An 11,921-nucleotide genomic window follows, 5' to 3' on the forward strand; every position below is an offset into this window, starting at 1 on the left:
ATAAACTTAAATCGATGCAAAATTTACAAAAAATATATGCTTGGTTAGTACATCTTTTCACCTCACTAGGTGCTGTGTTTGGAATATTTGCAATTATATTCTCAATAGAAGCAGCAAAAGCAAACGTTTTAGGAGATATAGAATTATACTATTATAATATGAGACTATCTTTATTCAGCATCATAGCATCAGTCTTCATTGATTCTGTTGATGGCAGCTTTGCCCGCCTTGTTGATATAAAAAAAATCGCACCTCTAGATGGGGCACTTTTAGATAACATAATTGACTTTACTACTTACTCTATAGTTCCATGTGTTTGGATATACGTTACAGACACCGTAAGTCATGAATGGTTATTGGCTATAATAAGTATCATAACTATTTCCTCGTCATATCAATTCTGTCAACCAAATGCTAAAACTAATGATCATTTCTTCGTCGGGTTTCCTAGCTATTGGAATGTTATTATCATGTATATGCTTTGTTTTCAATCACCTCGATGGATTAATGAAATAATCATAATAATCTTAGCAATTTTCTCTTTTGTACCTATAAAATACATTTATTTATCAAGAACGGAACATATTAGTGATAGCAAAATAGTCAAAACATTTACATTTCTGTTTACCATGCTTGCTGCCATAGCAACTTTTATAGCTGTGTTAATATACCCAATAAAAACTCCAAGCTTACTAATTGCTATAATAATTTCCTTTAGTATCTTCTATATAGCTTTTAGTTTCAAACTAAACTTTAAAATTCTAAAAACTAACTAGCTTTACTAAAAATAAAAAGATTGTGTTAAGATACTCAAACAACTGTTTATTAGAAATATTTTAGTATGGAAGTTTTAAGCCAAACAGAACGCCAAAAGCTTTTTTTGGAAAATATTTTTCCATATAAGCATAAAATACCTCGCAAAATTTATGAAAAGCAAAAGTATCATTTGCAAATAGAATTACTAAAACTTCAAAGGTGGGTAAAAGAAAATAATAAAAAAGTTCTAATTATTTTTGAAGGCAGAGATGCTGCTGGTAAAGGTGGAACTATCAAAAGAGTGATGGAACATTTAAACCCTCGTGGTGCAAAAGTTGTGGCTCTTGAAAAGCCTACTGAAAAAGAACGAAACCAATGGTATTTCCAAAGATATATTAAATATCTACCATCTGGTGGCGAAATAATTTTATTTGATAGATCATGGTATAATCGTGCTGGTGTAGAAAGAGTTATGGGATTTTGTACAGAGAGAGAGTATTTCTCTTTTTTAGAACAAGTTCCTATGCTTGAAAAGATGTTAGTTGATAGCGGCACTATTATTATTAAATTTTGGTTCTCTGTAAGCCAGCAAGAACAAAAAAATAGATTTATTGCTAGAGAAGCACATCCTTTAAAACAATGGAAACTTAGTCCTATCGATAAAGCATCTTTAGATAAATGGGAAGATTATACAGAGGCCAAAGAAAGGATGTTTATATATACTGATAAGCCGTATGCTCCATGGGTCATAGTCAAGTCAGATGACAAAAAAAGAGCTCGATTAAATGCTATTAGATACATTCTTAACACTATCGATTATGACAATAAATCATTAGAAGTAGCTATACCTCCAGATCCTTTAATTGTCGGATCTTCTGCAAAAATATACAAATAGTTATTTAATTTGTAATTTAATAGAAAAAACAAAGAATACGTATTGACTAACAATAAGCTTTAAAATATAATTGTCGCTATGTTTGGGCCTATAGCTCAGTTGGTTAGAGCGCCGGACTCATAATCCGTAGGTCGTAGGTTCGAGTCCTACTGGGCCCACCACTCCAAAACCCTTACAAATCACAATTTCAACAAATAACACTTAATCCAAATTTGTGTTCTATAAATTTATCAAAACTCTAAAGGGGCACCAAGTGTAAAAGTGCTATAGCCACGTCAAGCATAAGATGGATTTATAAGTTATTTATATGAACTTTATTTGATGATACACTATACGTTAATATATAATAACAAAACAAACACATGGGGTCTTAATATGAGCGATGATAAAAACATCAGCCTAAGTCAGCAAGAGTACATTAATCTTATGGCTCATAAGATTACTCATGATGTTGTTGCTGAAACAAAGGTTGATATAGATAGATTAAGAAATGATGTCGACGCTAAGTTTAATGAATTAAAAACTAGTATCAATCAACGTTTTGAGCAAGTTGATAAACGTTTCGAGCAAGTCAATGATAAATTTGGTGAATCAAAAACTAGTATTAATCAACGCTTTGAGCAAATCGATAAAAGAATAGACAGAATGCAAACATTTTTATATTGGATTGTTGGTATTGGCATTACTTCTATCATAGTCCCAATAGCTCTTCCACTTGTTAAAATACATCTATAACCAAATAAATATAACATCAGATATCAGTTAATAAGTCCTTTCAGGGTGTCGAAATTATAAATTCCAGCAATCAAATTATACCAATCCCACTATAAATTAAGACATACATTCCAATTTCTAGTACACATAGATTTAACGAGTTTAGTATTATTTGAGAAAGCGTTCCAAGCTTGCTGTAATTTATCAACTATTTCACCATAGCTTTTAAAGCACATATTCGAAAGGAAATGTCTCTTTATCCATTGCCATACCTGCTCCATTGAGTTTAGCTCAGGAGAATATGCAGGTAATGGTATCAAAGTTATGTTCTCTGGTATTTTTAGGTTTCTAGATGTGTGCCAACCAGCATTATCTACTATCAATGCCACATGCCTACCTTTATCAATATGTTTTGATAATCAGTCTAAAAATATCTGCATAGACTGAGTGTTAGTTTCAGGAAGTATTAGTCCAAAGCTGTCTCCTGTAGCAGCACATGCTGCTGCGTAAATATAACTGGATACAAACTGCTTTTGTTTGTTGTTGCGGTTCTTAATACGCTTCTTATTCTTTACTCTTTTTTTGGGAGCTGGCAAGGTGTTTCAGTTGCATCTATCAGTACAATCTCATAGTCAACGTCACTTTTTAATAATGCCTTACGTCCAGGCAATGAGAATTGCCCATCTTTAATCAGAGTATCTTCAACCCAGCGTATATTACGATAACAAGCACTTTCACTTAGACCATAGCTGTGTGAAATATGGAAATATGTTCTATATTCGCGTAAGTATTCCAGCGCCATAAGCAGCATATCTTCTATAGACAATTTATTCGGCTTACCTCCTTGTGCTTTTAATTGGACTTGCGCTTCTTTTAATATCTTTGTCATGACAGTAAAAGTAGTGCGTTTAACACCTGTAAGTCTACGGAATCATTCTGGTGATTCATCTTTAATCTGCTCAAATTTCATCAACATCATTACAATAAAAATAAATAGTTTAACCTATTTAGCAAGTTATGCAAGAGGTCTAATATTCGAATTAATCCTATTAACAAAACTCCGATATAATTTTCTTTTAAATTTTTAAAATATTAATTGAAATAAAAATATAAATACAACATAATGTAGCTAACTTTAATTTGCATTTTACATAGTGGTTATATCGTATCTTTTAATACCTTAACTCTGCTTTTTAAAATGGTTTTGGGAAATAAAATTTTACTATATAAGGTTTAAATAACATGTCTAATTACAAAATATTAGAACTATCAGAATACAAAACTTACAGTAATGAAAAATGTGTTATTTGTATGAATGAGTGTACAAAAAATAATAAAGTATGCGAAGCTGTATGTGGACATAGATTTCATGTAAAATGTATAGAGAAATGGTTATTTAATGAGACTAATTGTCCAAGTTGCAGAGGGACTTGTACCTCACCATTAACCGGATACCACTACAGTGTCAGACTCCCTGGAGGTTATATGGATCAAAACACTCTAAAGGTATGGTTTAAAAACGTTATCGACAATGTTAATCCTGGTTTTTTTGATTTATTCAATCAACCAAGTATAAATATGACTGGAACGTTCACAGTTAGCAAAATAAAAAAAGCTATTAATGATGCTACTAATGACTACTTAAGGTGGCGTAGGAATAGAGGACTTATAAATTTCTTCTGGCATAGTGGTAATACAGGAATTAATAGAGCAAATGACTTTAATAATATAATCCAGAGATGCAATGATACCAATCCTAAAAACGTATTTTTGCATATTTGTGATACTATTAGAGATTATCCTCGCAATAGACATTCTTATACTTCATTTATTTTAAACAGCATCAAAAAAATGGAGCCTATAGGTCATTACATGGAAAATCATGACTACACATCCGGAGGATCAAATGTAGAAACTGCACGTGAATATTTACTTAATACTGGATTATGGCATATAGCCCAACGCCGTTTAACACCCGAAGAGTTTAAGCTAACAAAAGGCTAGATTGTATTCTGAAAGTTTTAAAATAGTTGAAAGAGAGTTCCAGATGTAGTTTATTAGGTTTGAGAAGAACTTAAATAAACGAACAGGAACTAAAAATGGCACATAGACATTTAACTCTTTCAGATAGATATTATATAGAAAATTTACTTAAATTAGGATACTTAGAAGCAGCAATAGCTAATAAAATAGGATTTAGTAAAACAGCTGTTATAAATGAACTTAAAAGGAATAAAGTAGGTAAAAGTTATTCTGCAGAGATAGCCCATAAGTTGTATTGTAGTCGTAGAAAGTCAAATAATCATAAACTTACTAATGAAGTTAAAAAGCTGATAATAGCTTTACTCAAAAAGAAAATATCACCGGAGTTAATTTGTGGTAGATTAAAGCATGAAGGTATAGCTAAGCTAAGTTTTAAAGCTGTTTATAACTTTATACAAAGACATAACCTTAAACAGTTATTATTCTTCAAAGGTAGGCGTTACAAATACAAAAAAGAAGGCTCCTCAAATCAAGGTAAGATAAAGGATAGAGTCAACATATCACAAAGGCCTAAAGCAGCTAATGATAGAAAAGAGCTGTATCATTTTGAAGGTGATACTATAGTCGGTAAAGATCATAAAGGAGCTATTTTGACTATGGTAGATAGAGTTAGTAGATTCACAATTCTAGGCAAAGCTAAAGATAGAACAGCTAGTTCAATTAACCAAATTTTATACAGAGCATCAAATGGTAATAAAATTACCACAGCTACTTTTGATAATGGTAAAGAGTTTGCTAAACACAAAAATTTATCAAATAAAACTGGTATTAAAGTATTCTTTGCAGATGCATATAGTCCATGGCAAAGAGGTACAAATGAAAACATGAATAGGTATATCAGACAATTTATTCCTAAAGGTACTGATTTTAGTAATATCTCTCATCAGTATCTTAGAAAGTTGCAAATTGACTTGAATAATAGACCTAAAAAATGTTTAAATTATTTAACACCTAATGAGGTACATTTCGGAATCAGTATAAACATTGAGACTACAATCTAGCGACTATAATAATCTCCCCAGTTGCAGTTATCTGATATATCTTTTATGTTGTTTTTTAAATTTTTATAATAATACATGTCTTTTATTTTTTATTATTTATTATTTTATTAAAAAATTAATTTAAAATAATATTATTTATTACAAATATATAGCAAAATGCCAGTCTAGTAAACAGTTTTAAAACAAATACATTTTTATAAATTTAGTACCGTATAACTTTATGCTATAATTTACTAAACAGAGAATTTTATTACATTTATAGAAAACATGGCAAACCATCATAAATTAATCATCTTAGGATCTGGTCCTGCTGGCTATACTGCAGCAATATATGCAGCTCGTGCAAACTTAAACCCGGTAATAATCACAGGTATGCAACCAGGTGGTCAACTTACAACCACCACAGATGTAGATAACTGGCCAGGTGAGCCTGATGGTATTATGGGTCCTGATCTAATGGAAAAACTTCAAAAGCAAGCAGAAAGGTTTAATACCCAAATAACTTATGACACAATAAACTCTGTAAATCTACAAGATAGACCTTTCAAACTAGTTGGTGAACTAGGAAAATATACTTGCGATGCTTTGATTATCGCTACTGGGGCTACAGCTAAATATTTGGGGCTAGAATCAGAAGAAAAATTTATGGGTAAAGGTGTTTCAGCTTGTGCTACTTGTGATGGTTTTTTCTATAAAAATAAAGATGTAGCCGTAATTGGTGGTGGTAACACTGCTGTGGAAGAAACTCTTTTCTTATCAAATATCGCTAAATCTGTGACTTTAATCCACCGTAGAAATACACTTAAATCTGAAAAAATCCTTATCGATAAACTAATGGAAAAATCCAAAAATGGAAATGTTAATATAGTCTGGGACACAACCTTAGAAGAGGTTTGTGGTACAGATATGGGAGTTGATTCTTTAAAGATAAAAAACGTCAAAACAAAAGAAGAATCAAAAATCAAAGTAGAGGGTGTATTTATTGCTATTGGTCATACTCCAAACACCAGTATTTTTACTGGTCAAATTGAGATGGAAAATGGCTATATCAAAGTTAAATCTGGCTTAGCTGGTGATGCTACTCAAACAAACATCAAAGGCGTATTTGCAGCTGGTGATGTAGCTGACCATATTTATAAGCAAGCTGTAACTTCTGCTGGTACTGGCTGTATGGCTGCTTTGGATGCTGAAAAATACCTGGATAGGTTATTAATAAGAGTATAAATAGTTGTAGCCTTTTAATGAAAACTTCAGAAATATCTTTGTCACATGTGTATTATATTAAGATGACTATATAAAATAGCTTTTAAAATTTAGGTTTTAAATTAAAAAAATTGGTACGCTGAAGTGAAACATGATCAACATTATAAAAATAAAATTGAAATTACCTAAACTCAGCAACAATAAAGTTAAAAAGGAATCCTTGCATGTTAATAAACAATAGCGATATGGTTGTTCATATTATTCACGGCACACACATATCCACTAAGAGCTTAGTTAACTTATCTCCTGATGATTATATCCAATCACAAATCGATACAATAACAAGTTATGTCAATACTCTGGTGCAGCATAAAATAGGACAAAGACATTTAGTTGTCTGTCCTGAATATTTTTTAACTTATAAAGATAGGGAGCATCCTGGCTCCACAAAGGAAGAATACAAAAAATATCTTACCAGACTTTCGGATGTCCCATCGTATGTTATTTTAGTGCCGGGCACATGTATTCGTAAAAAAACATCCAATAGTACTTATGATGATCTTCTAGACCTTCACACTAATTTAGACCTGGACGGTGATAGCTACATTTCACAAATAATGAAAGATTTTGTGAAACAGGAAATTGAACATCATCATCAACGTTTAGTAAATAAATATCCCCAATTAAATTCTTTAGCCAACTACCGTAAGCAGGTGTACAAAAAAGCTTTCGAGGATAAAAAAGATAGCTTCCAAAACACTTATGTCATTAGTAAGATAAGTAATTCAGATACTACAAATTTCATCAAAAATGAGTATAGCAAATTTGAAATTAATAAAAATAATGGGCAAATGAGTTTTGTATTTAATACGTTGAATGTCATTTATAATAAAAAGAATGTATATAAGTATAATAAACGAAGTTTCTGGAACGAAAAGAAACCTCAAGATGATTCGATTTATATGCCTTTAAATTTAAACTATGATCATACCTTAACACTTGATAATCAGGTAAATTTTTCTTTTGAAATATGTTACGATCACAAAATAAAAGTTCGTTATAACGATATAAAAAATAGTCAGGCAAAACCCTCAGACTATCATATAATCTTATCTGACATTGTTAATAATGATTTAGATATTTACCTAGCACCATATCTTGTTCATAGCAGCACAGATAATCGTAATTCAGGACTTTTTGTTTGGAATAATCACTCCTACATTGAACATAAACCCTGCTCACATGCATCAATTTTAAATAGTAAAACTAACACGAAATATCAAGTGGACATTCACTGCTCTTTTTCTTATATCAGCAAACAAAATCCAAATTCTATAGAATTAAACTCCTGTAGTCAATCACAACCTCGTAAACTGATTAAAACTCAAAACCCTAACAATTTAGGTCTATTAAATAGAAATGTTTCTCAAGAGCATAGTTTGAGTGGTCATAATTTACAATCTAAATATAAGTATATAAACAAGAAAGGTTTTAAACTCTACAATAAAAATAAGTATCTAAATGGTATGATTCAAAACAAATTAGCATCATCAGGAACTGAAGAACATTTCTAGGATTAATTAATGAAAATTAACCAAACAAATCCTTAAATTTTTCCTTTTTTACCTACCTCTCAAAAAGAAACTATCCATCTGCGCAAAATTTAATTTCACCCAAGTCGGTCTGCCATGATTACACTGGCCAGAATTTTCAACTGTTTCCATTTGACGCAAAAGATGATTCATCTCTGGAATACTAATCTTATCATTTGCTCGGACAGCAGCATGACATGACACTGTTGCAAGAATATGGTTTAAATAAAACTCAACACTTTTAGTTTTACCTGATGCCATAAGTTCTATAGCCACACTAGATATCAAATCATGAATATCTTTACTTTTGACATATATAGGAACGGATCTGACTAATACAGCATCGTCTGCAATAACGGAAATTTCAAAACCTAAATTTCCAAAAACTTGTAAATTTTCATCAATAGTAGCAACCTTACTACTAGATAGCTGACAAGTTATCGGCATAAGAAGATTTTGCTTAAATTTATCAGCATCTACATGCCAAGACTTTTTCATTTCCTCATAAAGTATTCTTTCATGTGCTGCATGCATATCGACAAGTACAACTCCATCATCAACTTGAGAAAGTATATATATACCATGAATTTGGCAAATTGCTTGACCTAATCTACCTTCTTTCTTAGGTTGGTTAATATGAAGTTCATTTTCACTATTATCATCTTTATTATTCTCGTCTTTATTTATAACATATTCAAATGCTTGATCTTTTGATTCTATCTCCTGCTTTACAGATATATCTAAACTCATATTACCGATATTCAAAGGATTGTTTACTGATACTTTCTTTTGCTGCAAATTATAATTTAAATCATCACTAGCTGCTTGTACATCTGCACTAGTAGTTATGGCTTTATTAATTTTTCCAAAGAGAAAATCATAAATAAATCGCTGATTTCTAAATCTAACTTCGCTCTTAGCTGGATGAACATTAACATCAACTTCCCTATAGTCCATATCTAGATAAAGTAAAAACGCTGAATATCTATTACCATACATTACATCTTTATATGCGGTTTTCACCGCATGGTTTACAATCTTATCTTTAATAATGCGTCCATTAAGATAGAAACTCTGCATATCTGCTTTAGCTCGATTATAGCGTGGACTTGCTACCCACCCCCATAAATGCGCATCCCCAACCTTTTCATCAATATAAATAGCATTTTCAATAAATTCCTGACTGTACAACTCAAATACACGATTATATTTAAGTTGAATATCTTCAGCTGCTATTAGATTTTTTATTTCTTTACCATTATGAATAAACTTAAAAGATATACCAAAATAACATAGCATATACTTTTTTAATAAATCAAAAATGTGTAAAAATTCTGTATTATCTTTTTTTAAAAATTTACGGCGTGCTGGCGTGTTATAAAATAATTCACTAACCTCTATTGTTGTTCCTGTAACATGCGCTGCTGGTATAACTTCATTAGTATAGTTATTAATTTGCCAAGCATCTTGTGCTTGTATATGTTTAGAAATTATTTTTAGTTTTGAAACCGATGCTATACTTGCCAAAGCTTCGCCACGAAAACCCATACTTGCAACAGCCTCAAGCTCATCTAAAGTATAAACCTTACTTGTTGCATGAGCCACTAAAGCTAAAACCATATCTTGCTTTGTTATGCCATTACCATTATCTCGAATACGTATAAATGATTTACCGCCATCTTGAATTTCAATAATAATATTTGATGCTCCAGCATCTATAGAATTCTCAACCAACTCTTTAACTACAGATGAAGCTCTTTCTATCACTTCCCCTGCTGCTATTTGGTTAGCCAAGCTTTGTGTTAATACTTTTATTTGACGATAATTACTCATTTAGACAAAAAAACTAGCTTAAGGTTACTAAAAATAAATTATAGAGATTTAGCGTGCAAATCACTATCCATATATAGAAATAAGTTTAGATGTTGATAAAAAACTTATACCGGTTTTTTGACTCCAAAATCATAATTATAACATTCTTCAAATAATTTTTGATTTGTTACTTTACCAGTCTTATCCTCATATGGATAAACACCTGTTTCTTTATTTAAGCCACATTTTTGTTTGACTTGCTCATACTGAGATTCTGTAATTCTTTTCCAATGGGCATTTTTACCAACAGCATACCAGCCGTTTCCTTTATATGCTCGGGCAAACAAAGTTTCTCCATTATCTTGCACTTGAGCTTTAGAGTTATATGTTTTACCATCATTTGGATTTAAAACTCCTCCTTTGTCAAACTCAAGACTTTTATCAGAACCTCCTGTATTTTCTTGAGGTTCCAAATTTCCAGCAAAAACAAGACCTTGCATCAGATTATCACTTGGATTAGTATAATCATATTTAAACCCATTAACGTTACCCTTACCACAAACATCGCAATGAACTGGTGCTGGTACAATCTTATTGTTAACAACATCCATAATTGGCACAACTATTTCCATCTCAAGGGTACCTTTATCTCCATATTTATTATTCTTAGCAAAATAAGAATGTACGATACCTTGAACTTTACCGATCCCAGCATCTTTATCCTCATCAAACTGAACCCAGTAGCCCTCTGGTGATAAGTTATCTTTCGATATATCCTTAACACCCTCTGCATATATTGAATTAACAGAAAAACTAGCTAAGATAATCAAAGATAACTGTTTAAATTTTTTCATTTTTTCTCCTTAACAGAAATTTCTAAGCAAATAGTTTCATTGACTGATAGTAACAAAGATAATGTTTTTATTCAAATAACTTAGTTTTATTCAGCAAATTTAACTAAAAAAGTTTATAATCATCATATACTAAATAATTAATTTGAATAACGTTTTTTGAAACAGCATGGAAAAATTATAACTAACTTTGGTGGTAACCTTATTGTTAAATTAGAAGATAATCAAAGGGTTTCATGTCTATTGAGGAGTCACCTTAAAGGAGAATTAACCGTTGGAGATAATGTAATAACTGAGTACTCAAATTCTACCTACGTGATAACCTCTCTATCAGAAAGAAAAAATCTAATATCTCGTCCTAACTCCTATCAGCGTAAAAATAAAAATATTGCTGCAAATGTAGATCAAGGAATTATAATTATTTCTCATTCACCAACACCTGTTGAGCACTATATAGATAGGTATCTAGCAGCTTTACACAACAGTAATATTGTACCTATTCTAGCTATAAATAAAATTGACAACCAAAACGAATTAGATAAACAAAGTATTCAACAATTAGCTGGTATTTACGAATCTATAGGATATAAGCTTTTATATATGTCAGCAAAAGATAATATTGGTATAAGAAATTTATTAGAGTCTCTAAATGGTAAAATCTCTATTTTCTTGGGACAATCTGGAGTTGGCAAATCTGAAACTTTAAACACAATTTTAGGTAAGCAAGTTACAGCCACAAGTCAAGTATCTGAGTCAACAAAAAAAGGGCGCCATACTACTACATGCTCAACACTATACGAAATAGATCCAAATACGAGTATTATCGATTCTCCTGGTATACGAGAATTTGGATTATGGGATATTTCTCAAGAGGAACTGTTTGATGGCTTCTTAGATTTCAAAAGATACAAAGGTATGTGTCAATTTAGGAACTGCTCACATGAAGAAAGCTCTAAGGGTTGCGAAATAGTTAGGCAAGTTCAGCAAGGTAACATAAATCAAACTCGTTTTAAAAATTATCACCGAATCTTGGCTGAGGTAAAAAACAAATAAA

11 protein-coding genes, 1 tRNA gene and 1 pseudogene are annotated in these 11,921 nt (G+C 31.2%); 9 read left to right on the plus strand and 4 right to left on the minus strand.

Annotated features, from left to right (window positions below; translation table 11 throughout):
* The first annotated feature begins 14 nt into the window (after positions 1–14).
* The 4 genes from SD28_RS06950 (at position 15) to SD28_RS07805 (ending at position 2,386) form a co-directional block, all read left to right on the plus strand.
* A complete protein-coding gene (locus tag SD28_RS06950) occupies positions 15–776 on the plus strand; it encodes a CDP-alcohol phosphatidyltransferase family protein (RefSeq protein ID WP_039125384.1) in 762 nt (253 codons plus the stop codon).
* 65 nt (positions 777–841) lie between these two features.
* Complete coding sequence (gene ppk2 / locus SD28_RS06955; protein WP_039125387.1) at positions 842–1,651, plus strand: polyphosphate kinase 2; 810 nt, start codon at positions 842–844, stop codon at positions 1,649–1,651.
* Positions 1,652–1,735: 84 nt separating this feature from the next.
* Positions 1,736–1,812 (plus strand) — tRNA-Ile (locus SD28_RS06960).
* Positions 1,813–2,026: 214 nt separating this feature from the next.
* Entirely contained in the window at positions 2,027–2,386 is a 360-nt protein-coding gene (locus SD28_RS07805; protein WP_052251899.1) for a hypothetical protein, read from the plus strand.
* 89 nt (positions 2,387–2,475) lie between these two features.
* Here the strand turns inward: SD28_RS07805 and SD28_RS06970 are convergent, their stop codons facing one another.
* Positions 2,476–2,754 carry a transposase gene (locus SD28_RS06970; protein WP_052251900.1) on the minus strand — a complete coding sequence of 93 codons (279 nt, stop codon included), beginning with the start codon at positions 2,752–2,754 and terminating at the stop codon, positions 2,476–2,478.
* Positions 2,755–2,939: 185 nt separating this feature from the next.
* Positions 2,940–3,335: pseudogene (locus SD28_RS06975) on the minus strand (transposase family protein); the annotation flags it as partial.
* Between the two features lie 272 nt (positions 3,336–3,607).
* Between SD28_RS06975 and SD28_RS06980 the strand changes: the two are divergent.
* The 4 genes from SD28_RS06980 to SD28_RS06995 all read left to right on the plus strand — a co-directional run bounded on the left by SD28_RS06980 (position 3,608) and on the right by SD28_RS06995 (position 8,186).
* The gene (locus tag SD28_RS06980; RefSeq protein WP_039125389.1) at positions 3,608–4,369 is read left to right on the plus strand and encodes an RING finger protein; all 762 of its coding nucleotides are present in this window, start codon (positions 3,608–3,610) and stop codon (positions 4,367–4,369) included.
* Positions 4,370–4,464: 95 nt separating this feature from the next.
* Positions 4,465–5,409: an IS30 family transposase gene (locus SD28_RS06985; protein ID WP_039124962.1), complete on the plus strand. Its 945-nt coding sequence runs from the start codon at positions 4,465–4,467 to the stop codon at positions 5,407–5,409.
* Positions 5,410–5,676: 267 nt separating this feature from the next.
* Positions 5,677–6,633 carry a thioredoxin-disulfide reductase gene (trxB, locus tag SD28_RS06990; protein ID WP_039125391.1) on the plus strand — a complete coding sequence of 319 codons (957 nt, stop codon included), beginning with the start codon at positions 5,677–5,679 and terminating at the stop codon, positions 6,631–6,633.
* 203 nt (positions 6,634–6,836) lie between these two features.
* Entirely contained in the window at positions 6,837–8,186 is a 1,350-nt protein-coding gene (locus tag SD28_RS06995; RefSeq protein WP_039125394.1) for a hypothetical protein, read from the plus strand.
* Positions 8,187–8,234: 48 nt separating this feature from the next.
* On the opposite strand, the gene mutL is transcribed toward SD28_RS06995, so the two are convergent.
* Complete coding sequence (mutL, locus tag SD28_RS07000; protein ID WP_039125396.1) at positions 8,235–10,037, minus strand: DNA mismatch repair endonuclease MutL; 1,803 nt, start codon at positions 10,035–10,037, stop codon at positions 8,235–8,237.
* Positions 10,038–10,141: 104 nt separating this feature from the next.
* Positions 10,142–10,870 (minus strand): DUF2147 domain-containing protein, encoded by a 729-nt coding sequence (locus SD28_RS07005; protein WP_039125398.1) that lies wholly within the window; start codon positions 10,868–10,870, stop codon positions 10,142–10,144.
* Between the two features lie 156 nt (positions 10,871–11,026).
* Here SD28_RS07005 and rsgA point away from each other — a divergent pair, with 156 nt between their 5' ends.
* Entirely contained in the window at positions 11,027–11,920 is an 894-nt protein-coding gene (rsgA, locus tag SD28_RS07010) for a ribosome small subunit-dependent GTPase A (RefSeq protein ID WP_039125400.1), read from the plus strand.
* Position 11,921 lies beyond the last annotated feature (1 nt).

It is taken from the genome of Allofrancisella guangzhouensis, from assembly GCF_000815225.1.
GTDB classification, from domain to species: domain Bacteria; phylum Pseudomonadota; class Gammaproteobacteria; order Francisellales; family Francisellaceae; genus Francisella; species Francisella guangzhouensis.

What these genes read in the sequence shown, in the direction of transcription:
- SD28_RS06950 (WP_039125384.1), top strand. Translation starts at nt 15, where the DNA reads ATGCAAAATTTACAAAAAATATATGCTTGGTTAGTACATCTTTTCACC.
- ppk2 (WP_039125387.1), top strand. Translation starts at nt 842, where the DNA reads ATGGAAGTTTTAAGCCAAACAGAACGCCAAAAGCTTTTTTTGGAAAAT.
- SD28_RS07805 (WP_052251899.1), top strand. Translation starts at nt 2,027, where the DNA reads ATGAGCGATGATAAAAACATCAGCCTAAGTCAGCAAGAGTACATTAAT.
- SD28_RS06980 (WP_039125389.1), top strand. Translation starts at nt 3,608, where the DNA reads ATGTCTAATTACAAAATATTAGAACTATCAGAATACAAAACTTACAGT.
- SD28_RS06985 (WP_039124962.1), top strand. Translation starts at nt 4,465, where the DNA reads ATGGCACATAGACATTTAACTCTTTCAGATAGATATTATATAGAAAAT.
- trxB (WP_039125391.1), top strand. Translation starts at nt 5,677, where the DNA reads ATGGCAAACCATCATAAATTAATCATCTTAGGATCTGGTCCTGCTGGC.
- SD28_RS06995 (WP_039125394.1), top strand. Translation starts at nt 6,837, where the DNA reads ATGTTAATAAACAATAGCGATATGGTTGTTCATATTATTCACGGCACA.
- mutL (WP_039125396.1), bottom strand. Translation starts at nt 10,037, where the DNA reads ATGAGTAATTATCGTCAAATAAAAGTATTAACACAAAGCTTGGCTAAC.
- SD28_RS07005 (WP_039125398.1), bottom strand. Translation starts at nt 10,870, where the DNA reads ATGAAAAAATTTAAACAGTTATCTTTGATTATCTTAGCTAGTTTTTCT.